17 protein-coding genes are annotated in these 24,441 nt (G+C 55.1%); 9 read left to right on the top strand and 8 right to left on the bottom strand.

All coding sequences use genetic code 11. The features are described 5' to 3' along the window. Positions 1-118: 118 nt before the first annotated feature. The 5 genes from FFS64_RS18025 to FFS64_RS18005 form a co-directional block, all read right to left on the bottom strand. The gene (locus FFS64_RS18025; protein ID WP_137806514.1) at positions 119-1,747 is read right to left on the bottom strand and encodes a GTPase; all 1,629 of its coding nucleotides are present in this window, start codon (positions 1,745-1,747) and stop codon (positions 119-121) included. Next, the gene (locus FFS64_RS18020; protein ID WP_137806513.1) at positions 1,734-3,593 is read right to left on the bottom strand and encodes a hypothetical protein; all 1,860 of its coding nucleotides are present in this window, start codon (positions 3,591-3,593) and stop codon (positions 1,734-1,736) included. The genes FFS64_RS18025 and FFS64_RS18020 overlap by 14 nt, the downstream gene beginning before the upstream one ends. A 6-nt stretch (positions 3,594-3,599) precedes the next feature. Beyond that, entirely contained in the window at positions 3,600-4,055 is a 456-nt protein-coding gene (locus FFS64_RS18015) for a hypothetical protein (RefSeq protein ID WP_137806512.1), read from the bottom strand. 12 nt (positions 4,056-4,067) lie between these two features. Beyond that, on the bottom strand, positions 4,068-4,934 hold the full coding sequence (locus FFS64_RS18010) for a GTPase (RefSeq protein ID WP_137806511.1): 867 nt from the start codon (positions 4,932-4,934) through the stop codon (positions 4,068-4,070). A 572-nt stretch (positions 4,935-5,506) separates the two neighbouring features. Continuing rightward, positions 5,507-6,784, bottom strand: coding sequence for a DUF445 domain-containing protein (locus FFS64_RS18005; protein WP_137806510.1), 1,278 nt, complete (start codon positions 6,782-6,784; stop codon positions 5,507-5,509). Positions 6,785-7,094: 310 nt separating this feature from the next. Between FFS64_RS18005 and FFS64_RS18000 the strand changes: the two genes are divergently transcribed. The 5 genes from FFS64_RS18000 (at position 7,095) to FFS64_RS17980 (ending at position 15,162) form a co-directional block, all read left to right on the top strand. Further along, positions 7,095-7,745: a HEPN domain-containing protein gene (locus FFS64_RS18000; RefSeq protein ID WP_137806509.1), complete on the top strand. Its 651-nt coding sequence runs from the start codon at positions 7,095-7,097 to the stop codon at positions 7,743-7,745. Between the two features lie 23 nt (positions 7,746-7,768). Next, positions 7,769-8,860 carry a YafY family protein gene (locus tag FFS64_RS17995; protein ID WP_137806508.1) on the top strand — a complete coding sequence of 364 codons (1,092 nt, stop codon included), beginning with the start codon at positions 7,769-7,771 and terminating at the stop codon, positions 8,858-8,860. 107 nt (positions 8,861-8,967) lie between these two features. Next, positions 8,968-11,583 carry a PD-(D/E)XK nuclease family protein gene (locus FFS64_RS17990; RefSeq protein WP_137806560.1) on the top strand — a complete coding sequence of 872 codons (2,616 nt, stop codon included), beginning with the start codon at positions 8,968-8,970 and terminating at the stop codon, positions 11,581-11,583. Positions 11,584-11,585: 2 nt separating this feature from the next. Beyond that, positions 11,586-14,771, top strand: coding sequence for an exodeoxyribonuclease V subunit beta (locus FFS64_RS17985; protein ID WP_137806507.1), 3,186 nt, complete (start codon positions 11,586-11,588; stop codon positions 14,769-14,771). 85 nt (positions 14,772-14,856) lie between these two features. Next, positions 14,857-15,162 carry a hypothetical protein gene (locus FFS64_RS17980; protein WP_137806506.1) on the top strand — a complete coding sequence of 102 codons (306 nt, stop codon included), beginning with the start codon at positions 14,857-14,859 and terminating at the stop codon, positions 15,160-15,162. 338 nt (positions 15,163-15,500) lie between these two features. Here the strand turns inward: FFS64_RS17980 and FFS64_RS17975 are convergent, their stop codons facing one another. The 3 genes from FFS64_RS17975 to FFS64_RS17965 form a co-directional block, all read right to left on the bottom strand. Further along, positions 15,501-16,478, bottom strand: coding sequence for a hypothetical protein (locus FFS64_RS17975; protein WP_137806505.1), 978 nt, complete (start codon positions 16,476-16,478; stop codon positions 15,501-15,503). Between the two features lie 81 nt (positions 16,479-16,559). Continuing rightward, positions 16,560-16,922 carry a hypothetical protein gene (locus FFS64_RS17970; RefSeq protein ID WP_256660478.1) on the bottom strand — a complete coding sequence of 121 codons (363 nt, stop codon included), beginning with the start codon at positions 16,920-16,922 and terminating at the stop codon, positions 16,560-16,562. A 75-nt stretch (positions 16,923-16,997) separates the two neighbouring features. Next, a complete protein-coding gene (locus tag FFS64_RS17965; protein WP_137806503.1) occupies positions 16,998-17,879 on the bottom strand; it encodes a hypothetical protein in 882 nt (293 codons plus the stop codon). Positions 17,880-17,979: 100 nt separating this feature from the next. On the opposite strand from FFS64_RS17965, the gene FFS64_RS17960 reads away from it, so the two are divergent. The 4 genes from FFS64_RS17960 (at position 17,980) to FFS64_RS17945 (ending at position 24,282) form a co-directional block, all read left to right on the top strand. Then, complete coding sequence (locus FFS64_RS17960; RefSeq protein WP_137806502.1) at positions 17,980-19,053, top strand: YafY family protein; 1,074 nt, start codon at positions 17,980-17,982, stop codon at positions 19,051-19,053. Positions 19,054-19,294: 241 nt separating this feature from the next. Beyond that, positions 19,295-21,097, top strand: a complete 1,803-nt coding sequence (locus FFS64_RS17955; protein ID WP_137806501.1) for a DUF262 domain-containing protein — start codon at positions 19,295-19,297, stop codon at positions 21,095-21,097. Then, complete coding sequence (locus FFS64_RS17950; protein ID WP_137806500.1) at positions 21,094-23,367, top strand: DUF262 domain-containing protein; 2,274 nt, start codon at positions 21,094-21,096, stop codon at positions 23,365-23,367. Before FFS64_RS17955 ends, FFS64_RS17950 begins: the two co-directional genes overlap by 4 nt. Positions 23,368-23,952: 585 nt before the next feature. Further along, entirely contained in the window at positions 23,953-24,282 is a 330-nt protein-coding gene (locus tag FFS64_RS17945; protein WP_137806499.1) for a hypothetical protein, read from the top strand. Positions 24,283-24,441 lie beyond the last annotated feature (159 nt).

Raw genomic sequence — 24,441 nt, 5'->3', positions numbered from 1 at the left:
CGAATTAATTGAACTTCCGAGATGGAAGAATAATAGGCGTGACTCTGGGCTCTCTGGAAGCATTCGCCCCGTCCTATGTCCGGAGCGAATGTTGAGATGAGATGCGTTAATGACCAGATCAGTCTTGCGGGCGCAGTTCAATCAGTGCCTGTTCGAACAGAATTCTATCGTTCTCTGCGGCCTTGTCTTGTTGCACCAGAGCCTGGCTTTGCGCGTCGATCCACTCATCCATAGGTTTGAACACCTGCTCAACCACCAGAGTGATTTGGAACTGGTAGGCCTGACGCAAATCGTGGACAAACGAACTGGCAGAATCGTCGATGGCTTTGGTACGACGAGCTTGCGCTGCCTTCTCCGCATTCTCTGTACGAATAGCCTGGTAGATGTCGTACAACGCCACGCCGACCTGTACCAAAGGCCCCGCCCAGCGACCCGCTGTACTGGCCCAGCGTCCCATGGTCTTGGGGCCAATACCTTTGAACAGTTTGGGCAGAAACTCTTTTCCTAGCTCCAGTGCCGCTTTCACTCCCTGTTCAGTCATGTCCTTGACGTTACCCATGGGGACTTTCTTCAAGGCATCCTTGATGGCTGGCGACAGGATGCTTTCACCAGCATCCTGCGGCGCATCCAGATCCGCATTCAGCATGGCGTCAGCGTGTCGGAGAGTGGACTCGGCCAGTTTCTCACCGATTTCACCCAGGCTCTGCTGAGTCTTGGGCAGCTCGTACTCCAGCGTGCGCATCAGTTTGTCGCCCAGAGACTGGACAACTTCTGCCGCCCCCTCTTCCATCGCCTGGTTGGTGTCACCCCTGACTTGTCCTTCTGCTACCGAAGTAATCAGACTGACAATTGCCTGCTTTGCGCTACGACAATCGCGATCCAGGTGATCGTTCAGGCATGCAGTCAGACGGCTGCGCTCGTTTTCAATCTGCTTTTTGGCGTTTGTCAGCGCTTCAGCCTGACGGTCATTACCGGCCTGCACCAAACGCAAATTGGCTTGTTCGATCGCAACCACCAAGTCTTTGCGGCAAGCCGCGAATATTGTCCCGGTGTCGCTCTGCTCCAGGAAGTCGCCCAGTGCCTCTTCCAGTTCAAGAATGCCGCTGGCGCTTACCAGCGGCGCCTTGTCCTCGAGTCGTCCTTTGAGGGCGCTTCTGGCATTGACCCATTGCACCGGGACCTTGTCCAGAATGTTTTCAATACCGCGCTCACTCGCCGCACGCTGCAGATGAATGCGTAAGCGATCGGTGATGCCGACATAATCGCGATCGCCGACCGTAATGCCTGCCTTGTTGTTGACGATAAGCATTACCCGGCGCTCTGAGGCGACGATATCGACCAACCGCTCCCAGGTTTTCGCTTCGTCGGTGGCACCGCCTGCAGCGACCACGAACAACACCACTTCGCTATTGTGCAGTTGGTTCTCAGCCACCTCTTCATGCTCAATCGGTGCGTCGATGCCAGGTGTGTCGAGCAGCGTGTAATTGCCCCAGCGGTACTCGGTTACCGCGGCCGTTTCCGGTCGATCCGCCATCTTGGCATCTGCCCGCCCCATCAAGGCATTGAGCAGGGTACTTTTGCCAGCGTTGTAGTTACCGTAGACCATGATTCGAGGGTGTAACTGCTCAGCCTTGGTCTGCAGCCGGGCTCCCAGCTCATCACGTTGTTGTTCGGACAGCCAACGGCCCAGCGGGGTGCTGACCCGTTCATACGTGTGGATAACCCGTGCGAAGTCAGGCAATGCCATGGGACAGCTCCTTTTCGATTTCCTGAATTTGAGTAAGCGTGTGCTGGCGCATGTCTTTCAATGCGCTGTGGAAGTTTTTCAACCAGTCGGCGATGTCGATAAAGCACAATTGGTCCAGTTGCTCATACAGGACCTTCAGCCGATTCTCGGCAAGCTCAAGCAACTGTTTGCGGGTCCCCAGTGAAACTTCGTCGCGGTTGTCGCCTACAGCCACTTCGATTTCTTCAGTGGTATTGAAGTATTCGCCCGCCGCGCCCCCAGCCTTGTTTCCCGCCCAGGCTCCAAGTGCGCCACCGATCAGGCCACCGACGATAGTCCCCACACCTGGCAGGATCATACTGCCTAAAATTGCCCCGCCTTCAGCGCCCCCCCAGGCACCGAAACCAGCTCCCCCAGCCCTGCCAAATGACTCATTGCGGCGGGAGTCGAATTTGATCTTTTCAACGCGCTCTGAAAACTGAGGGACCTCGCGAGCGACAGGTCCAACCGCCTGGTCGTGAATTTCAATGTTTTCGAATTTCTGGCCAATCGAATCGCACAGTTCGCTGGCGTAATGCTGGAAAGCATGATCGAGCAACTTACGGCAGGATTCAGAAAAAGCCTGGTCGTTCATCGCATATTGATCGGCATACTTTTCGATCTGACCCGGTAACTCTTTTCTGAGTTGGCTCAGAATATGATCGATGCTCAGTTTCAGGTCCTTACGCGCAGCGCTCAGCCCTGTTCTGATATCAACCAGCTCTTTTTCCAGCTTATCCGTCGACTCGACCAGCTTGACGCAGAACGCCTGCAGATTCTTCAAGGGTGTCTGGCGCTTGAGGGCGAGCCCCTTGGAGCGGGCTATGTTGCCAATATCTGCGGCGAAGTCGGCCAGCCCACTGTCCTGCCAGCGTTGCGCCTGCTCTTGGGGGCCACCTTCCTCGGCATAACGCACCGAAATCGAGTGAATATTGATTTGATCCAGGAGCGAGTGTGCCGATGGGTCGATCTTGGCCAGCTCCGACTCGACGTAACCAATCTGGTCATCGCGATCCGATCGCTCCTTCATTACCCGTTGGTTAACCAGGTTACCCAAGTCATCAACATCCTGCTCAATCACATCGCTGCCCGTAATAAGCACCATCAGGTTTTTCTTTTTCTTGAGCAGCCCGACGACCTCATTCATATCGGAGTGCCGGCCAGGGCTGCTGGAGTTGCTCAGGAATACGATCAGGTCGGCACACGCGACATAGTCGTCGGCCAACTGGCCGTTGACGCTGTTGACCGAGTGAACCCCAGGGGAATCGACCCAGGTCATACCTGGCAACCTGAAGCCCTGGATTGAGCTGGTCGCTTCCACCACGTCGACGCCAAAGCATCGCTGCTTGCTCATTAGTTCTGCCGACATGGTTTCCGCAGTGCCGGTACTTTCGCGCCAGAAAAACTCGGGGCGAGGGGAGGCGCTGTCGATCACGGCAGCGCCCGGAGCAGTGTTCCCGTAGGCGAGATAATTCCCCAGGGAGGACTTTCCGGCTTTGACCTTGCCGTAGACGAAGATCAGCAGCGAGTCATCGAAATCCTTGCGAAACGAAGTATTACGCTCATAGTTTTCGGCACTCTTGATCCAGGTATCAAGCTGACTGTCGAGCCCCTGCTGGCAGCGCTCAGCCATGTCCTGCAACGGGTGACGTTGTTCAAGCGGACTTTCACGCCAGGGCGAAGTCTTGCGAGCGACGTCAAGCTTCTTCAGCTGAGCCTCGAGCACGCTTTCCCGGCGGTCGATCTGGCGTTTAACCTGATCAAACTCACCGGCAATCCCGGCGAAGACATTTAACAAATCATTTCGGTTGGCGTGGCGGTCGGTCATCGTGGCTTATCCCAGCAATTCTTCTTTCAGGCGCTGAAGGCCCGTGATTTCTTTCTGAAGTGCGTGCGCCTGGACCGCATGCTTCGTCCAAATCGGGCTGAAGGTTGCACCGGGGGCAATTGCCTCCAGGTGCTTCAACATGGTTTTTGGTTTGCTCGGCACCTTCTTGATTGCAAAGGTACGAAGGCTGTCAAAGCTGACGTGCAACGCGCCCTGGTCGGTTCGATCGAGCACGGCGGGGTGCGTCGCAAACAAATCGTTCAGTTGGCCATCAACGTCGGCAACCAGTTGAGCCTTACGTTTTTCCAGGTCTGCCTGTTTGCGACGAGCAATGGCTTGTGCCTCGGCCTCACGGGCCTGAATGCGTGCCCGGCGTTCAGCCTCTTCTTTTTCTTCATCGTCGGAGCTAGTGAGGGCCGCAGCCACGGCGCCGATCACGGGTACCACCAAAAACCACCACATAGCAATGCTCTCTCAATCGGATTCAAGGGTTTCGTAGCGACTGATGCGTTCTCGGGTCGTACTGACCAACTGATTCACACTCTGGCTCAACACTAGAAAAGCTTGTGATTGTTTGGCTTCGACGGCAGCCAGTGCGCGTTCACGCTTGGCGATGGCCTTATCGACAATGGCCTCCAACTTACCCAGACGCTGCTGATCTCGCGTACGGCGGACGGCGTGCAGTTCGCTTTCGGTGCGCTCGACAAATGCCTTCAAGTGCTGGTGCAGCAGGTTGATACCGCTATGTTCGATAAGGGCGGGCTTTTGCTCCAACACGCCTTTGCGGTATGTCGTGAACGAGGTCGGGATCAACGTGCGAGGTGCCTTGAACAACGCCGATAGGATGGCGCTGATTGCGTCCAGACGATCCTGCCTTTGCTCCGACGCACTTTCGGCATGGGTCAGAACGACCAGTAAGCTGTCTTCGATATCAGGACGCCGCTGTTTCAATTCCTTAAGGAAGTTGATTTCTACGGTTTCCAGTGTGCCCGTACCCAGATTGTGGGCGAACAGGATAAAGTCGGCGGTCGCCAAGCCACGCCAGGCGTTCCGGTCATCTTCGTCATTGGCGTCAATGCCCGGAGTGTCAACGTAAGTAATCCCTCCATGGGTCAAGGTTTGCACCGTATTCGTCGAGCGCACGGCCTTGGTTTCAAAGAACTCCATTTCAAGATGGCCGGTCAATGCATTGAGCAGGGCACTCTTGCCGGCGTTCATCAGACCACAGACCGCTATACGCAAAGTTCGGTCGATGGTCTTTCCCTCTTGCAACTCCTGATACAGACGCGCGAATTCAGCTGACTCGCGATTGAGCTGAATCAGCCAATTTTCAGCTGGCATGAAATGTCCTTATTACAGTGTCGGAAGCACTGGCGCATCCGGGATCAAACACAAGTTGCCCCCAAGTCGTAATGTCCAGCGCACAGCCTGGCGCCTGAACACCAATGGACCGGAGTCATCCTTCAAGTAATATCACTTTGCCATGCCTTGGTAAACTGTCAATCAGACGCAGGTCTACAAGCAGCAATAAGGCGATGGAGCGGGCACTAAACTGGCCCCTGCCCCTTTCGCAAAAACTCATTCTCCGCCTCCATTGACTTGTAAGACCGATACACCTCGTACCCTTTCCTAGCGATAACGACGAGGCCAACTGCGGCAAGAATGTTTTTCAGCATGATCCATACTCCTGTTTTCGGCTGGGTTGAGCATGACAATGCTTCGCGACAAATTGCGTCGCCTCGAGAAAATTCATTTTGAATCGCTGAACCCGTCGTGACGGACAGAGTAACTGCATGGAAGATCCGGTCCTTGGTAGCCTCAGCCTCTTGTCTTGTCGGCCGTTGCCTGGAAACCTTTAAGCGGCGACCTCGCCGGATTTAAATTCACATGGTAACTACCATTCAAAGTACGGCTCACATCTGCAATATAAGCTGAGTTCCAAGATGAATGATCACCCCCACCAACCCGCCCACCAATGTTCCGTTGATACGAATGAACTGAAGGTCTTTGCCCACGTGTGACTCCAGTTGCTCCACCAATTCGTTCTCGTTCCAGGCTTCGATGCGCTCAGCGATGTAGCGGCCAATCTCTGAGCGATAGCGCTCAACCAATGGGCCCGCCATTGCCAAAATCCGGTCGTTTATCCAGCCCTGCATCAAGGCGTCTTCGCTCAATGCCTGGCCAAGCTTGCGGGAACCCTCCTCCAGTCGCTGGCGCGTTGTGGAATCTCCTCGAACAACGTCTTGCTCGAACCAGGTCACTACATCGTCGACCATGTCAGTCAGGTAGCTGTGCAGGGCCGGGTGTTGAACGAGTTGAGCGCGCAGTTGTGCCGCACGCAAACGAAAAGCTGGCTCCTCCTTGAGCTTATGCACCAAGGCTCCCAACTGCTGGTCGAAATGTTTGCGCAACGGGTGTTCAGTGTCGTGGTTGACCTCGCTGATCACGTCAGAGATTCGCTCGACCAACTTTGCCGATGACCAGTTGCCGGCAACGTTGTGCAGAGGCAGTTCCTTGCCGAAAACGTTGAACCGCAAGAACTCGAACTCCGTGGCCAGAACGTCGGCGATGCGTTTTTTTGTCGCTTCGCCTTGCAGTGAAACATCGACTTGATTCAATACGGCGTCGAGTACCTCCTGTGCCCTCCCATCATCGGTGAGCACTTCCAGCAACTGACCACTCATTTTTGCCAAATCAACTTCTTCCAGGCGCGCCAGAGCAGTGCTGCGTACAAACTGGCGCACACGCTCGTCACGCAGGGCGCCAATACCATGCCCAGCCAGATTGACGGCTAAACCCGACAAGACTGCGGCGTTGTCTTCCTTCGACAGCCATTGCGCCAACCGCCTGGCAGTATCAAATTCGCTGACCTTCTGAAGTACCTGCTCACGTGAAAGAAAGTGAGTACAAATAAAGCCCCCCAGGTTGGCGCCAATACGCGCCTTGTTGCGCGGGATGATAGCCGTGTGAGGAATAGGCAAACCCAAGGGGCGTCGGAACAGGGCAGTAACGGCAAACCAGTCGGCGATAGCGCCAACCATCGCAGCCTCGGAGAAGGCTTTCATGTACCCCCCCAACACGGGATGGGAGTGGATCAACATCAAGGCTGCGACATAGAGCGCTGCCGCCAACAAGAACAAACCGGACGCTATTGCCTTCATCCGCGCCAACGGCGAATCGAGTTTCAACATCAAAAAACCTTAAATGTAAGTAAGCAATGGAGGTCTTCGTCACCCGCTTCCGCGACCACTGGCCTCAATTTTTTGTCTGGGGCCTAGATATGAGCCTGCGCTGGATGGACACGCAATGCGTCATCCAAAACACCTGCTCTATAACGTATCAGTGAATAGATACAGAACTTTATTACATGATAGCTTAACGCCATATCGCGTCATAATGTGTCGCAGGGCTCATTGAATGCTCAATCCCGCCCCTCATCCGCCGATAAAACCATGATCCTCAAGGTCCCGCGGATCCCCTCAGCCAAAGGAAGCACCTGGAATGGATTACCAGTCACTCAAGACACGCCACCGTAACGAACGCGACGCGCACCACCCAAACCTTGCGCTACGGGTTCACCGAGCCCTGAGCTGGCTCAATCGTGCGGAACAGGCAGAGGACGTTGACGGGCGCTTCATCTTCCTCTGGATCGCTTTCAACGCTGCCTATGCCACCGATATTGATGAGCAGCATCGATTGTCCGAACAGGAGGCATTCAAGGCTTTCCTGCAAAAACTTTGTACGCTGGACACCGAGCACCTGATCGAAAAACTGGTTTGGTCAGAGTTTTCCGGGAGCATACGTGCACTGCTGGACAACCCTTATGTTTTCCAAAGCTTCTGGGATTTCCAGAACGGCAAGATCAATGAAGCCATGTGGGAGGAACGCTTGCGTAACGGCAAACGTAGCGCTCATGCAGCACTGGCCGATCGCGATACAGCCAAGGTGCTGGGGGTGATGTTTAACCGCATCTATACCCTTCGCAACCAAATGATTCATGGCGGAGCCACCTGGGACGGCAGCGTCAATCGCACACAATTGCGTGACTGCTCAAACCTGCTGGCAAAGCTTGTCCCCCTGGTGATTCTGCTTATGCTCGACAACCCGAAAACACTTTGGGGCGATGCCTGTTATCCGGTGATTAAGTCATAACTCGCCTGCACAAGGAAAATCGCGTGCCGTCAGCCAAATCGCACTCCACTGTCAGCCGCCAGTGGGAACTGCTCAAACACCTGCCCAAACGTGAATCAGGTATTACAGTCACCGAGTTGCTGGCACGACTGGAGTCTTCCGGCTTCAAGATTAGCCGGCGCACCGTTGAACGTGACTTGATTGATCTGTCGCTGGTTTTCCCGTTGCAGTGCAGCGAAAACATCACGCCACAAGCCTGGTACTGGACTCCTGGCGTAAATGTGGAATTGCAAGGCATAACGCTGACCGAAGCCTTGAGCCTGACACTGGTTGCAGACGCGATCCGCCCGTTGTTGCCCTCTAGCATGCTCAGTGTGCTGGAGCCGCGCTTCGTGCATGCGCGGCAGAAGCTCAAGGGATTGGAGGACGATAACCCGGCTGCCCGTTGGCTGGAGAAGGTCGCTAGTGTGCGACCGGACCTAAACCTGCAGGCGCCGGATATCGACCCACTGTTGCTGGAAACATTGCAGAGGGCGCTGATTAATGAGCGTCAAGTGCGATGTCAGTATTACTCGGCACACACCGACAAACTCAGTGAAATGACACTCAATCCATTAGCCATGGTGCAGCGTGGGTTGGTGACCTATTTGATCGCCACAGCACATCCGTATACCGATGTGCGCCAGTTTGCGGTGCATCGTTTTCGCAATGTCGATCAGCTCGATAAACCCGTAGAGGGATTACAGGCATTTGACTTGTGTGCGTACCTGGCCAGTGACGCCTTGCAGTTCGGCACCCCCGAAAAGATTCAGTTTCAAGCTTGGGTTAGTGAGCATCAGACGCGGCTGATTCGTGAGACACCATTGAGTGCGGATATGACACTGGAGCCGTTGGAGAATGGCTTTCGAGTACGCTCGACACTGAGCAACACCTGGCAGTTGCACTGGTGGATTTTGTCCCTGGGCGACTCAATGGTGGTGGAGCAGCCGCCCGAGCTGCGGGCTCAGATTGGCAAAACACTGCATCGTGCGGCGGCAGCCTACCGGCCACTGGATTCAGTGGCGGATGCAATAGGTACCGTGGTTTCGCTACAAAACCTGGCAGGCGCGACACAAGCCGTCGCACCAGGTTCGTAGGGTAGCGCCACGTCGCTGATCAGCAGTCTATTTTTCCTTATGCAACAACGTGCCAATCACGGTGCGTTGAACTACCAGCGTTCACAAGGAGCGTCAACGTGTCAGAAATGCTTATCACATTCGGCATGCAACTCGATGGTCAGCGGGCAACCCGAGCCAGTAATCGATTAGGGGCGTTGACCGTCGGGCCACAGGGACTGCTGGATATTCTGGAGACCCAGCTGGGCCTAGTGGCACGTCAGCCTTGTGCGGCACAACGTACAGCCACGTACCGCGATTGCCTGGCGCACTGCAATAACCCACTGCGCTTCTATCATGCCAGTTTTTCCTCCGATGAATTGGGGGTGGCTGCTGCATTGCTGGCCTGGCGGGATGATTTGTATTTGCACGGTTGGGATGGGCGCGTCGGTGCCGACGCCAGCCAACGTCTGAAAGACCTTGCCGAGATCGAGACTCAAGCTCGCGTGCAGGTCGCCCCTTCTATGGGACAGCGCTTGCAAAATGTTGCCAAGGCGCTGGGCTCTCGTCGCCCCCCGATCAAGACCGTGCTGTTGGCTGACGCTTTCGAGCTTTATCCACTGGCTTGGCAAATGGTGCTGAATCTCCTGCCTAACGAACGCCTGGAGATACCGGAGGGTAAGGCGCAAGGTTTTCTGGGGCAGTTGCAAATGCAATTGCGCCAGAGCATTGCCGGTGTAGAGGTCACGCCCATTCAATGGCAAGAAGATGGCACAGTGCAAGTTGTTCAAGCGCAAACTCGAGCATTGGCCGCCAGCTGGCTGAGCCGCTCACTGGGCCAGGGCACCCCCACCTTGCTGGTGACGGGTGATGAGGGTGGTTGTCTTGATGGTCATTTTATTGGTGCCGGCCAGGCTCGCCATGGCCTCAATGGCAGCAGCAATCTACGCCCTGCCCTGCAGGTATTGCCACTGGCCACGGAGCTGCTTTGGGCACCAGCCAACTACCCGGCACTCCTGCAGTTTTTGACCCACTCGATATGCCCGATTCGTTTGTTTGCACGTCGGCGCTTGGCAACCAAAATAGCAAGCTCACCCGGCCTCGTCGGGAGCAAGTGGGAGGATGCACTGGAGGAAATCGCAGCGCATTACGCTGCAGATGCGCCCGACGTACTTGCCTCGATTGACGAGTGGCTGAATATGCCCACTTTTACGACTGACGACGGCGTGGCGCCCAGTGAGGTGCTGGTACGTGTCGAACGGTTGCTGAAGTTTTTTAAAGCACGCCTGGGGCACCAAGAGCCCGCGCATAGATTCGCGGCTCAGGCAGGTTATGCTCAGTGTGAAGCGGCACTAGACTCCCTCAAGACCTTGCATCTTCAAGGTGTGGAGCGGTTAAAACCGCGGCAGTTGCAGCAGGTCATCGAGCAAGCCACAGCCAGCGGCGTGGATAATCCATTGCTGGCCGCACAAGTCGGCGCCCACTTAAGCGTCTCGCGTCCAGGTGCGGCCATTGAGCAAGCCGACACAGTGATCTGGTGGCACCTGAGCATGCCGGTGTTACCGCCCCTGTCGCCCTGGTCCAAGGCCGAACGCATTCAATTGGCCGATGCCGGGGTGGCGCTACCGGACGGTGCCACACTACTGACTCAAGCAGCCCGTGACTGGCTGCGACCAGTCCTGGCAGCAAACTGCCGGCTGATACTGGTACTCGCGCCACCACGGGAGGAAAGCCACCCGCTCTGGCAAATGATCGAAGCCGTTGTGCAGCAGCCAAAGGTGCATATTCTCGAGGAGCTTCTGCATACCCCCGGCCCGCTTTGCCAAGTCCAAGCATCGGCGCCACTGCCACTGCGCAAACGCTGGTGGCGCCTGCCACCCGACATCCCGATCGAGACGCCTGAGAAAGCGTCTTTCTCGAGCCTCAACCTGTTGCTGTTCAACCCTTATCAATGGTTGCTGCAATACGGAGCCAAGATTCAGGCGTCTAAAAGCCAGAGCCTGAGCGACGGTTTTTTGCTCTATGGTTCGTTGACCCATCGCTTGGCTGAGCACTTTTTCACTCGGCCGGACGCGCTGAGCATGAGCACCACAGATTTTAACAGCTGGTTCTCGACCCACTTCCCCCGTGTGGTACGTGAAGAAGGCGCGGTGTTGCTGATGGAAGGACGCGGTGCCGACCTGGCAACACTGCGCCATCGTGCGCTGCGTGCTTTGACTCGACTGCGATCGCACTTACTCAATGCTGGCATCATGGTCATAACGTCTGAACAGGAGCTGGCCGGTTGCTTCGCGGGTGGCACATTGGGCGGCTCAGCTGACCTCGTATTGACCACTGCGTCAGGACATCGTGGCATCGTCGACATGAAGTGGTCGGGGGGCAAGAAGTACCCGGAGCAGCTCAAGGCAAACCGCCACCTGCAATTGGTGATTTATGCCGAGCTGCTTCGTCAGGACAACGGTTCATGGCCATCCGTAGCCTATTTCATCCTTGAGTCCGCGCGCCTGCTGACCCCGGATGACCATATCTTCAGAGATTCAGAGCAAGTGCCAGCCAATCCGCCAAGCACAATGCCTCAGTTGTGGCTCAGCTTTACCGAGGCCTGGAAGTGGCGGAAGGCGCAGCAGGCAGAGGGGCGGTTTGAAGTTGCGCTGCAAGGTATTGAAGAGGATGAGGACTCGATCCCTCCCGATCAGGCGATGCTGATGGAATACCTTAACGAAGCCTACAACGACTACCTGGCCTTGGCCGGATGGGAGCAATGACAATGTCGACCACCGCACACATCACATTTATCAGTGCTGGCGCCGGCAGCGGCAAAACCCACCGGCTTACTGAAATACTGCACCAGGAGTTGCTTGATCAGGAGGTCCAGCCTTCGGGTGTGATTGCCACGACCTTTACCCGAAAAGCCGCTGCCGAGCTGCGCGAGCGAGTCCGTAGCCACCTTCTCAAGCAGGGCCAAATCAACCTAGCCACAGCCATGGGCCAAGCTCGTATCGGGACCATCAACAGTATTTGCGGGCAATTGCTTGAGCGTTTTGCATTCGAAGCAGGCATGCCACCCGAGCAACGTGTGTTGGAAGAAAACCAGGCAGCCCTGCTACTGAACAAAGCGGTTGACCGGGTCCTTGATGGTGAACGCCTGGATAATCTACTCGCCGTCGCCCGACGTCTGGGCCTTGAAGACACCAATCAACAAGGCGAGTTTGCTAATACCAACTGGCGCGATGAGTTGCGCAAGCTTCTGAGTCAGTTGCGCACCAACGACATTGATCTTGAACTGTCTCGTGGTTTTGCTGCCCGAAATGCCGACGACATGCTGAAGCATTTCCCCAAACCGACCACAGCCGACTTGAACGGCGAGTTGTTGCACAGCATTCCCAAGGTACTGGATCTGTTACAGGCCTCTGGCAGCGATAAAAAGAACACAGAAGCCTACATAACGTTGCTTACCCGCTTCCACTATGAACTGCAGCATGGCAACGCGCGCTGGAGTGATTGGGCGAAACTGGCGAAGGAAGCTCCTGAGGCCAAGCTCAAGCCATTGGTAACAACCCTCTCTGAAACCATAGGCCGCTACGCCGAACACCCGGATCTACATCGCGACATCCGCGTCTATCTCGAACAGGTTTTCGGCCTGGCCATAGATGTATTAAAAGTGTACGAACACAGTAAACGTGAGTTTGGCGTGCTGGACTTTGCCGATCAGGAACACGCCTTGCTCAAGTTGCTGGACAACCCAGCCGTGGCGCAAGTGCTTGAGGATGAGCTTGATCTGATCATGGTCGACGAGTTCCAGGACACCAGCCCTATGCAGTTGGCGATTTTTCTCAAGCTTTCACGCTTTGCAAAAAAGGTTTACTGGGTCGGGGATATCAAGCAGGCAATCTATGGTTTTAGGGGCAGCGACTGTGCGCTGATGCAAGCCATCCTTAAGGCTTTGCCCGATATGGGTGGCAAGAAAGAGGTATTGCCTAACTCTTGGCGCTCACGTACCGAACTGGTTGAACTAACGAACGATGTGTTCAACAAAGCCTTCTCCAATAGCCTGGAAACAAAGGACATTGAGCTGATACCGACCCGTACGGATCAGCTACCTGGCCCAGCCTTCGCCAATTGGGTACTGGATGGAAAAAATGCCGAATTGCAAGTCAACGCATTGGCCGAGGGGATTAGCCAACTGCTGGCCAGCCGTTATCAGGTATTCGATAAAACCCGCCAGGAAGCCCGTGCGGTGCGTTTGGGCGATATTACGGTGCTTTGCTACTCCCACAGTAACGTCGCGAACGTAACCGCCGCCCTCGCGACTCTGGGCATTCCCTGCTCCACAACCCAACCCGGGTTGCTGGCAACCGCTGAGGCAACTCTGGCACTGGCGTGTTTGCGCCGATTGAACGACCCGACCGACACCCTGGCAACGGCACAGATTATCTCGTTAACCGAAACCGAAGGGCCGGAAAGCTGGGTTGCCGAGCGCCTGCGTTACCTCAATGCCGGACACCCCAAAGCCCAGTGGCGTGAACTGAGCCTCGGCGAGTATTCGCAACACCCGCTTGTGGCGGCCGTTGCACAACTGCGCACAGATCTGCCGGTGCTGACACCGACAGAGGCATTGCAACGGCTGATCGCCGAGTGTGATTTACCAACGCGTGTCACCGGCTGGTCAACCTCGACAGCGCTGGCGCAAAAGCGTTTGGCCAACCTGGATGCTTTGATCGATCTGGCGCAGCAATATGAGGATCTCTGCCGAAATGGATTAGGAGCGGCATCCATCTCTGGGTTGTTGTTGTGGCTGGACGACGTCGCCAACGCCAAAAGCGATGCACTGGCCACTCCTGCGCTGGATGCCGTTCAAGTGATGACTCATCACGCCAGTAAAGGTCTGGAATGGCCGGTCGTGATTTTGATGGATCTGGCACGCGATATCAGCGACCGGTTATGGTCAGTCTCGGCTCAGTCCAATAGCGCATTCGATCCACATAAACCGTTGCATGACCGCTTTATCCGCTATTGGCCATGGCCACTGGGCAAACAGAAAGCGGTTCCGTTGAGCGAAACCTTCGAGCAGACTGCCATGGGCCAGGCGTGTCGGGCTGAAGCTGCTGAAGAAGCAAAACGCCTGCTCTACGTGAGCATGACCCGCGCCCGAGACCTGCTGGTCATCGCCCGTTCGAGTAGAAAGATCACAGGAGAGTGGCTCGACACTGTCCAGGCACCATGGTTGATGACGCCTCCCGGGCTGTCGACTTTGAAGCTGCCGAATGGAAAAGAGTTGCGCGCCGATTGCCAAACGCTCATTGCCAGTGACTCACCTGTGCCCGTGGCGGTGATTGAGCAGAGTCTGCACTGGTTTGCCCCGGCACAAGCGATCCAGCCTCGTTTGCCACTGGGCTTCCAACCGTCCAGCAGTAGCGCTCGCACCAGCACCACAGCCCGTAATACATACCGAATCGGCACTCGCATAGCCTTCCAAGGCAGCCCGGAAATGAGTGCATTGGGAACGGCCATTCATGCCAGTTTGTGCCTTTCATTCACTGACCCCAACTGCCCCCTCACCTTAGACGAGGTGCAGGACCTGTTGCAGAGCCACGCAGTGCACGAGCATGTGAATGCCAGTCAGGTCATCGCACAGCAATTGGCCTTGCACGCCTGGATCGAATCCCGCTGGCCAGAGGGCAAAGCCCTGGCTGAGTATCCGGTGCAACAGTTGCTGCGCTCGGGTCAGGTGCTCAATGGTCGGATCGATCTTCTGCTGGACACAAAAGATGGCTGGGTGCTCATTGACCACAAATCTAACCCGGCGCCCGAAGCCCAGTGGGAACGATTGGCCGAGGAACATGCGGGTCAGCTCGATGCTTACGCCCAAGCGATTGAGGCGGCATCGGGTCGGCCTGTCATTGCCGCATGGCTCTTTCTGCCGGTGGCCGCGGGAGCGATTCAGGTTTTTTAGCCGCCGGCGTGATTCCACATTCGCGTAAACGACCAATCACAGCAGTCGGGTTGATCTCGACCGCTGACATCACAAGGAAAAAAGCATGACGCTGTATGAATCAATCCTGCTGGAAGTGCGCAACGGTGCGCTGAGCGAACCCTTTGAGGTGCAGGAACTGACGAGCGAACGTCGTCGGGTCATGTGCTCTATAGAGCAGAACCTGGTTGAAAAATATCGGATCGGATTCGAGTTCTTTATGGAATCGACGATCGGGACGACCATCGCCAACTACGCGCAGGACGAGCAGACGGGAGCCGGCGGCTACAATGTCGAACAGGGTGCTGAAGCAAAGTACCTGCGAGTCAAGCCTGGCGTATACAAAGTAAAAGAACTAAATGGTGCGCTATAGCCGCCAGGCAAAGTTTCAGGCTCAGGACTAACCAAATAATCGCGTTACTTTCGCCACGGCCACTTCCAGGGCCGTGGCTTGCTCCATACTTACATCCCGACTTTTACAACGCGGGCAAACCTCAGGACAGTCTTCGAATCGCAAGACATCACTGAGCGGGAAAACCGTTTGGCTCCAGCCACAATTTTTGCAACGCATGGTGAAAGGACGCACTGGCCTGACCATAGACACTCCTCAATCTGTGGGCACTTATTCCAGACTACAGCGTGGTGCGACAAGATGAGTCGTTAGCCGAGATCAGATCCGAGCCTAGCGATGCCGTTCATTGACAGGATGTCTTAGAAACCTCGAGCAATATGGCTTCGCGTCCATAGATGCCGACAGTCCTTGCACTCGAAATCCTGACTCACCTCATGGTCCGTCACGGTCACCTGCCGCGACTTGCGCTGCCCTGTCAGCCTGTCGATGACAAGGCGCTCCACGGATCGGACCTGATAAACCGCCTCATGATAGCGGACCAGCTTTATCGCTCTATGGTGACAACTCGGACACTCTTTGTTTTTCTGGTGTTCGATCCAAAGGATCTTAAGATGAGGAATGAGCCAGCTTGAGGCGCTGAGTACTCCAGCGATGATCAACTGGTCCGTCGACCTGACGGAAAACGTCATGATCTCGAACGCGCCAAGCACACACAGCCCACCAAAAAAACTGCCCCAGAGTACAGCCCATAGCAGTCGATATTTGCACAATTGCCGATAGCGCGACTCGCGGCTGGCAATCTGTTCAGCGAACGTTGTGTCTTCTGTCCGTACGGCTACGCCACTGACGGCTGACAAATACTCGTCACCATCGAAAGCGTTGTTATAGAACTGCTGAGCCTGCAACTGTAGCTGGGCACAAAACTCGTCCGAAAAAACCGTGTGCTCATTTTTCTCGTCAGATTGAAGCTTGACCTTCAGTACTTTGGCATCACACAGGCAGCGAAGAACCTTTTGAGATGGGTCGATGAAAAACATACCGATTTCGAAGAAGCTACCCCCTCGAAATTCGCTGTTTTTGCCTGTCAGATACTTCAACTCGATCCGTCGACCATCGACCAACAAGGTCAATTGAGAGGGCAGCCAGCCGCCCGAGCGCGAGGTCTTGATCTCAACATCAAGAATCATGCGGTCTGAAGCAGGACGAATATTGCGGCGCCACGAGAAGGTGATTTCATTCTTGCCAGAGCGATACCGGCAGTGACGCAGGTGCTGAATCGTGGTGAGACCATCGAACTCATCTCGTTCGACGGACACAAAATCGGACTTGATGTCCATCAAGACACCCCTTGCTGACTGATACACAGTTGATGTTCGTTAAACACCGCATCCGTATTGAATACTGGGCTGCCGGGTGTTTTACGGCCCTGTGTCCGGTTTCTTGGCGCGTGCCTTTGCCAGCATCTCATCCAGTTGAGCCAGCAAATCATCTGCGCTGATCTCTACAAATTCCCCGCATGATGCGGCCAAGATCTTCTCGGCAAATTCAGCGCTGTACTCCGGGTGAAGGTAGTCCGGGGCAGTTTTATCGATTGCTGTGAAGCACCACTCGCCGCCCACTTCCTGGCCCATAAGGCTATCGGCCTCCTGCAGGCCAAATAGCGTGGATTGATACTTCGCATCACAAAGATTTGGGTATGCCTGCATAACGGCCTTTCTCAAGTCACCAGCGCTGACGCCTTCAGCGGCGAGCTGCATAATCAAAGCCTGCAACGGATTCATGCCACGCATCCTGTACCTCACTCATTCAGAATGACCTCCCCATCAAGCAACGGGGAGGGAATTGTCGACCTGGTTTTAAGCCGCCAAAGCTCGAAGCTGATCACCCAGGTCGTAGCCAATCATGAAGAGTGCAGCCTCCAGGGCGCGCAGCGGGTCATTCGGAGTGGGCACCAAATGGAAGCGGCTGCCGGCGGCGCTTGGATGCGCCAGGACCGCACTCAGCACCCAGCTGGCGCGCATATTCCACATTGCGTGATGATGGCCTGAGCGCAAGACCTTGAACTTAAGCCCGCCGGTACCAGGGTCGCGGCGCTTGGGAGCGAGCGTATTCTCTCCTTCCTTGGCAGCGGCCCAAGGGAAGCACAGCCCTTCAGGAACCTTGAACAGTCCGTATGCCAGGCAATACTTTACGACCATCCAGCCCAGACCTGCGGCAACGCGGCTGTCGTAGATGATGAAGTCCTTGCAGAGCAAGGAGTACACCTTGGTCATCCCCGAGTTGAAACGAAGGTTTTTCGAACGCAAGACAGGTGCCTGGCTGTCGCCGGCGACTATCGCAGCTCGTACGTCTTGCAACATGCGGCCAAGACCGACCTCATTCTTCTTCAGCCAATCCACATTGTGGGCAGTTACACCGCCCCAGCGCATCACGTCGACGGTTGCATCAAGAGTGCGCGAGTCGCTCCCACAAGCATTCACCAAGTCCTGACGCAGGGCAGACAAAGCGATACCGTTGCTGCTGGAGCAAACCCCTCGATTGAAGCCTAAGCGGGCATTACCCGGATGGTTCCAACGGTAGTTTTCGAAGGCGTTGTACAGGCTGCTACATGACCACTTCTCATCAGTCTTGCGATTGACATATTGATGATTAAAGTGCACTTGTGAATCGAGCTCAGTGGCCAGCCAGCTGATGAACCCAGAAACGTCAGGAAGGGCTAGATAGGTTTGGTCGTTCATGAAATGCTCCTGTGGGCTGACACATGTAGTCGCAGGATTGCTTGTCAGCCAGTACATAGTCCCAGCAGATAAACCCACTTTTTGTCCCTGAGCTTCAGCAATGATAAATCATCACCGACGCCGTACCGCTTTGCGCAAAATTCTTCAACGCGAAGGCAAGTCCCTGTCGACGGCGGATATCCACACTGAACTATGTCGGTGGTTCAATGATTTCAGCCTCCATGTAAAAACCACACTGCGAGACCTCGAGGCTCTGACCGAAGCCGAGTTGGTAACTCAGGGTGAAACCGGCTCAGATAAGAAATCAAAATATTGGAAAACCGGTCGGGGCAGCTTCGACTTGACGCTCTCTCCCACAGAGGCAATGACGTTGGCCGCTATTTTCGACCACGCAGAGCGCTTCGGCTTCCCACCACATACGGAACAACTGACCAAGCTACGCGAATACGCAACCACGGAAATAACCAAGCACTCCAAGCGGACTGTCGCCTGGACGCAGCGAATCACTTCGGGGACCCGTTTTACGCTGCTCAAACCCGGTAAATATGACCCTGCGCATCTCGACCTTATCCAAGGGGCGATTCTGGACGATGCTTCGCTTGAGGTGACCTACCTTCCAAGAGACGCCGGCGGCGTTGAGTGCATTTACCTACTTAAACCCTTGGCACTTTCCTATCAGGATTCAAACGTCTATCTGTCTGCCTACGTGCTCGAGGAGCAGTGGCCGCAGTCGAATCCACCCGCGCCAGACACCTCCCGCGGCAAGTACAGCAGTAACGGCCCCAAGTCGATGTGCGCCCTCATGCTGCATCGAATGGTAGAGGTCAAGACGAGTTGGCAGAAAATACCTGGCCCGGCCAGCTACGACGTCAACTCCTTTGAGGCCCAAAAGCATCTCATGACGATACACGGCGAAAGTCCCATCCAACTCAAACTACGTCTTAGCCCCAACCTGCACAATCGGCTTACCGAGAACCCGCTGGCTGAAGACCAGGTTGTAGTGCAATACGCCGACGACCGATGGGACTTGAGCTGCACCCTCCACGACACCCAAGGCTTACGCCTGTTCCTGCTCAGCAATGCTGGCGACATTGAAGTGCTCGCCCCTCCAGTAATACGATCACACGTGCACGAAACGCTTCGTCGAGCAGCGAGTGTATACGCGGGCGATTAATTGCTCGGACCGCAGATCCGATGCAATTGCGTAAGTGCATTGGACATGACTACCCAAACGTGCTGCCACTGACCAGACATAGGCATTCGCGATGTCGGGTGGACGCCTGGAAGGCTGAGTTTCATGGATTTTGCCCATCCGCCAGTCAAAATGATGGCAATAAGCCGTACTGGGTGATTGAATCCACGCGAAGCGCCAAACATCCTATGCCTACCCAGCACCCGATTCGAGATCGTAAATCATGGAAGAACTTTGCTTGGACTCACACAGTGTCGATTTGACCGCTGCAACGCTGGCAAGCAAATTCGTAGGCGATATTTCTGGTGTTTTCAGGGTGCCGGGATACCAACGTGGCTACCGTTGGGACACTACGGATGTGGACCGCCTGCTGAACGACATCTGGCAGGCGTTGAAAACCGCAGAACTGGACCAGCCCTATAACCTACAGCCCATTGTGGTCAAACAGCACTCACGAGGCTCTACGGCGCAGACATGTCAATGGGAATTGGTCGATGGGCAGCAGCGCTTGACCACGATCTACCTGATACTGCTCTACATGCATAAAACGGGTTTGAACAAGGCCCCGCTGCCCTATTCACTGCACTACGAAACCCGCCCAGGGAGCGCAACATTTCTCGAAAGGCTCGGCGATGAGGAGCTGGACGACTACGACAGCAACATCGATTACTTCCACTTGCACAGGGCGTACCGCTGTATTGGCAAGTGGTTCGATGCCCACGGCGCTCGCATTCAATTCGCGGCTAACAAATTCTATGAAGCGCTGTTCGAGAAAGTAGCGGTGATCTGGTACCAAGCCCCTCAGGACATGGATGCCACGGCCCTGTTCACTCGATTGAACGTCGGCAGGATACCGCTGACGGACGCGGAGTTGGTCAAAGCGTTGCTCCTGTCCAGGATCAAGGTCGAGCATGCCCATCGAGCCGCCGAGGTCGCCAGCCAATGGGACATCATCGAGCGCGATCTCCATGCTCCCGAGCTGTGGGGTTTCATCTGTGGCAATTCGCCGAAGGTTGCCGACCGCTACCCGACTAGGATCAGCCTTTTGCTCGATTCCCTGGTACCCGGCAGCCAGTCACGCAAGTCAACGCGCTACCATACCTTCGAGTCTCTGCGGCAGGATATCGATGCCGACCCTCTAGCATTCTGGCTGCAGGTTCTCAACCTTCATGACCTGATGCTTGGCTGGTTCAACAACCGCAACCTGTTTCATAAGGTGGGTTATCTGGTACTCACAGGGATGGACTTCGGAGAACTGGCTCGCTTGTCCGCAAATCAAAGCAAGCGTCAATTCGAACAGGACCTGGATCACCGCATCAGAAAGTCGTTGGACCTCAAGGCTTCGGACGTGGAAGCGCTCAGCTATGACGATCGAAAGGACTACGACAAGTTGCTGCACCTGCTGTTACTGGTGAATGTCGAAACCATGCGCCGGGTCCCACACGCCAACCAACGCTTCCCCTTCCACATGCACACCGATACTGCATGGTCGCTGGAGCACATCCATGCGCAGGATGCCGAGAACCTGACCAAGGCCGAACAATGGCAAACCTGGTTAAGGCTGCATTTGACCGCGCTCAATGAGCTGGCTCCCAATACTGTCCCGCAACAGTCGCAGCTGCTGGAGGATCTAAAGATAGCGCTTGAGCAGGTCGGCACTGCCCAGAACTTCGGCAATACCTTTCAAGACTTGGCCAGTCGTGTCGTCGCCGCTTTCAATGCGCCCGACGAGCAGACTGCCTCCGCTCATGGCCTGCATTCCATCGCCAACCTAGCCCTGCTGTCGAGGTCGGACAACAGCCTGCTGAGCAACGCGGTGTTCGAGGCCAAGCGGCAAATGCTACTGGATGTAGACCGCAAGGGAGGCTATATACCGGTCTGCACGCGCAATGTCTTCCTCAAGTACTACACCCCGGCGAACGCGCACCAGAACCATTTCTGGGGCCCACAAGATCGCAATCATTACCTCGATACAATCCTCGAGATCGCAAAGCCCTATTTCCTGAACGAAGAGAAAATGGCATGAACCACACGCTCACGTCGTACATTTCACTCTTCGACAATAACTTGCATGCAACTCATGGAATCCGAAGAATCGAAATTCCGCTGATCCAGCGCGATTATGCACAAGGCCGCCATGGTGCATCGGTGGAGCGAATCCGCAAGGACTTCGTCGATGCCTTACATGATGCCGTCATGAATGACGACCGCCCTATTAGCCTGGATTTCATCTATGGCGATGTCGTGGACGGCACCCTCTACCCCTTGGATGGCCAACAGCGCCTGACCACGCTGTTCCTGCTGCACTGGTACCTTAGCTGGCAGGCCGGCGAACCCATCGAAGGGCAAGCATGGCGCAACTTTACCTACGCCACCCGCGCCAGTGCCCGTCAGTTCTGCGAGGCATTGGCCAACTATCGACCACCCGCCAGCGAAACCGACCTGAAGGGTTGGGTTGTCGATCAGCCTTGGTACTTTCACGGCTGGCAACATGACTCCAGTATCCGCGCTATGCTAGTCATGCTGCAGGCGCTGGAACAGCGCTTTGCAGGCGCCAGCAGCGAAGCATTCGCTGCTGCCTGGGAACGTCTTGCCGCGACCGACCATCCGGCAATTAGCTTCCACCTACTGCCGGTGGTGAAGAACAAGCTCAATGACGACCTCTATATCAAGATGAACTCTCGCGGCAAGCCGCTGACACCGTTCGAAAACTTCAAAGCGCATTTCGAGACGCTGCTCAAAAGCGTTTGTCCTGCACAAGCCGACGATTTCGCACACAGGGTTGATACCGTGTGGACGGATGTCATCTGGGATTACAAGGACGCTGATCAGCTTATTGATGATCAATTCATGCGCTACTTCCGTTTTGTGTTTGACCTTTGCGCCTGGCGCGAGGGCAATCGCACCGACAGCAAGGCCAGCCTCGATCAGTTGGCACAAAGCCTGTTTGCCAGCGACCAAGCGAAGGCGGTCGAGCACCTGAACTTCCTGTTCGCAGCCTTCGATGTCTGGGTCAAACTGGACACGAAGAATGCCTTCAACAGCTGGCTGCGTACAGCCGACGCTCGATCCTCATCTGCCCTGCTGCTGTTCAATCCTCTGCGCTCCCAGCCCGACCAGAGCCGCATCGACCTCTTCGGTGGTTGCTGCCGGCATTACGGGAATGCCGAGTGGAGTCAATCTCATAGCCTACTGCTCTACGCAGTGCTATTGCATCGCATGCACAAAACCGCTGATTTCCCTGAACAGTTACGTGTCGTGCGCAACCTGATCGAAGCGTCCGGTGGCGGTGAAATGCGCGCGCAGAACATGCCCGCCTTATTGGAAGATGTGCGCCGTGTCATCGTCGACGGAACCCTGGACGGCGTATCGACCTTCAATCAGAAGCAAATAGCGAACGAAAAGGACAAGATCAGCTTCCTTGCCGCCCACCCGTCGCTGCGCGAAGTGGTCTACCGACTGGAAGACAACATCGTGCTGCACGGCGCACTGGCCGTGTTTGACCTCGACCCAGCCCAGGACCCTGCAATTTTTGCCCAACGTGCCTTAGCGTTTCTCACCTTGTTCGAAGATGTGCACTGTTGGCCACAGTTGACCGGCGCACTTCTCTCGCTGGGCGATTATTCGCGCAAGCAGGATCGTTATGGCGGCTACCGTTTTTACGATTTCGGCTCGCCGCGCAGCGAAGCAGTCTGGCGAGATCTGCTTGCGAATAGAAAAAGTCCCGAGTTGGTACAACCCCTTACCCAACTACTCGATCAGGTCGCGCAAAGCGGTAACGATCTCGCCGTGCTCAAAGAGATTCAGCAGGCGTTTCTCGCCGCGTGCGAACGCGACCATGTGCTGGACTGGCGTTATTACCTGGTCAAGTACCCGCGCATGCGTGAAGGTAACTCGGGCCGCTATGCCATCAGCCAAAGTGGCTACAGCATCTGCATGCTGAACTTGACAGTCATGCGCAGTTACTACCGCGACCCCTATCTCTCGGCGGTGGCGACCACGAGCGGCTTGAAAATTCCAGACAACAACCTCTGGTTTATTGGATACGAAACCCTGCGTCGCTGGCTGGAACGAACGGGTGGTACTGTCGCAATCGAAAGTGTCGACGATGGCTGGAAACTCGAAAACTTACCTGACGACCCTGAACTCGTACGGAATATGGAGGACTTACGTGCAAGCTTCGACATCGGCAGTGACCAGATATATCGAGTGCCACAGGAAAACGGCATAGATGCTACTGACCGGATCATGCTGGGTGCCAAGCTGCTCCTTGCACTGGATGAGCTCGGTCTCTAGCGGCAGGATCGGCTCAAGGGTTAGCCGGTTTCTGATTAGTAAGATTGTTGACGATGGTTGTCCAAATGTCTGCTTTGCCAAAAGCCGACATCTGCCCCTGACTGATCAGGGACAGAGCAAGTGGACTTTCCGCATCGGTGATTCATTGGTCACGTTGGTGCTATAACGCAGCAATGTTGCTAGGGGCCTCCCGCCCCATTACTAATGAGGATAGATTGATGACCTGGCCCACGAAGCAACGTCCCCTCCGCGGTAGAGCAGCCCTGACTCAATCAGGGTTTGAAATGTAGGTAACTTCATTGCACAGCTCGCCGTTGCAGCCCTCAGCCAATGGAATTCCAAACAGTATTCCAGCATAAAAAATATCAAATTCCCTTTTAAATCAATAACATAAAACACAAGCCCAGATTACCCCGGCCCATCAATTCAACGGTGGGTTGGCGCTAGCTCAGGCCGAGAAAAACTTAACGTCATGTCAGGAATTAGCTGACCACTACAAACCGGCTTGAGTACCATTTTTCGAAACACTGGCTTGACCCATTGATTCACCATTACAATTCCACTCTAACCAAGGAGTGAAATCGGATGGCGTTTTACATCGAAGGTATGGGTGAGGCTGTGATTAGCCTTCAAAATGAAGAGTTTCGAGTTGACTCCGACACCTTGAAGCAAGGTGATACTGTTCAGACAAGTCAACAAGCCTATGATGAGGACGACGTCGACTTCGAAACTTCGTTCTTCGCTATATCGCGGGGTGAAAACACAGAAGCAAAGCAGCTCTTCACATGGAGGGTGGAGTACACCCAACACTTCAGCACTGGCAAGCTATTTATTAACGCCACTGAATGTGTAACTCCAGGCGCGCTAATGATAAAAGACCTCGGCTTCAGTGTAGCCGTAGATGAAAATGAGTAATTAAAAGGAAGTTTGCACCGGGCGCTTTACTTTAAGCGCCCATAGCCTCAGCCATTACATGCACTTACGATGGATGGGCGCACAGCTACATCGAATCTATTCAATGTGACGAGCTTCGAGAAAGCTTACTTTGCCAGTCGCTTCGAGCTTTGCCTGACT

It is taken from the genome of Pseudomonas sp. G(2018) (genome assembly GCF_005502415.1).
Classification (GTDB): domain Bacteria; phylum Pseudomonadota; class Gammaproteobacteria; order Pseudomonadales; family Pseudomonadaceae; genus Aquipseudomonas.
The sequence above is the reverse complement of the archived record's forward strand: the minus strand, read 5'-3'. Positions and strand labels throughout refer to the sequence as shown.

Bases quoted from the DNA above. Each gene is read 5' to 3' on its own strand.
- FFS64_RS18005 (WP_137806510.1), bottom strand. From the start codon at position 6,784: ATGTTGAAACTCGATTCGCCGTTGGCGCGGATGAAGGCAATAGCGTCC.
- FFS64_RS17980 (WP_137806506.1), top strand. From the start codon at position 14,857: ATGACGCTGTATGAATCAATCCTGCTGGAAGTGCGCAACGGTGCGCTG.
- FFS64_RS17970 (WP_256660478.1), bottom strand. From the start codon at position 16,922: ATGAATCCGTTGCAGGCTTTGATTATGCAGCTCGCCGCTGAAGGCGTC.
- FFS64_RS17950 (WP_137806500.1), top strand. From the start codon at position 21,094: ATGAACCACACGCTCACGTCGTACATTTCACTCTTCGACAATAACTTG.
- FFS64_RS18025 (WP_137806514.1), bottom strand. From the start codon at position 1,747: ATGGCATTGCCTGACTTCGCACGGGTTATCCACACGTATGAACGGGTC.
- FFS64_RS17965 (WP_137806503.1), bottom strand. From the start codon at position 17,879: ATGAACGACCAAACCTATCTAGCCCTTCCTGACGTTTCTGGGTTCATC.
- FFS64_RS17990 (WP_137806560.1), top strand. From the start codon at position 8,968: ATGCTTATCACATTCGGCATGCAACTCGATGGTCAGCGGGCAACCCGA.
- FFS64_RS18010 (WP_137806511.1), bottom strand. From the start codon at position 4,934: ATGCCAGCTGAAAATTGGCTGATTCAGCTCAATCGCGAGTCAGCTGAA.
- FFS64_RS18000 (WP_137806509.1), top strand. From the start codon at position 7,095: ATGGATTACCAGTCACTCAAGACACGCCACCGTAACGAACGCGACGCG.
- FFS64_RS17945 (WP_137806499.1), top strand. From the start codon at position 23,953: ATGGCGTTTTACATCGAAGGTATGGGTGAGGCTGTGATTAGCCTTCAA.
- FFS64_RS17985 (WP_137806507.1), top strand. From the start codon at position 11,586: ATGTCGACCACCGCACACATCACATTTATCAGTGCTGGCGCCGGCAGC.
- FFS64_RS18020 (WP_137806513.1), bottom strand. From the start codon at position 3,593: ATGACCGACCGCCACGCCAACCGAAATGATTTGTTAAATGTCTTCGCC.
- FFS64_RS18015 (WP_137806512.1), bottom strand. From the start codon at position 4,055: ATGTGGTGGTTTTTGGTGGTACCCGTGATCGGCGCCGTGGCTGCGGCC.
- FFS64_RS17960 (WP_137806502.1), top strand. From the start codon at position 17,980: ATGATAAATCATCACCGACGCCGTACCGCTTTGCGCAAAATTCTTCAA.
- FFS64_RS17955 (WP_137806501.1), top strand. From the start codon at position 19,295: ATGGAAGAACTTTGCTTGGACTCACACAGTGTCGATTTGACCGCTGCA.
- FFS64_RS17975 (WP_137806505.1), bottom strand. From the start codon at position 16,478: ATGGACATCAAGTCCGATTTTGTGTCCGTCGAACGAGATGAGTTCGAT.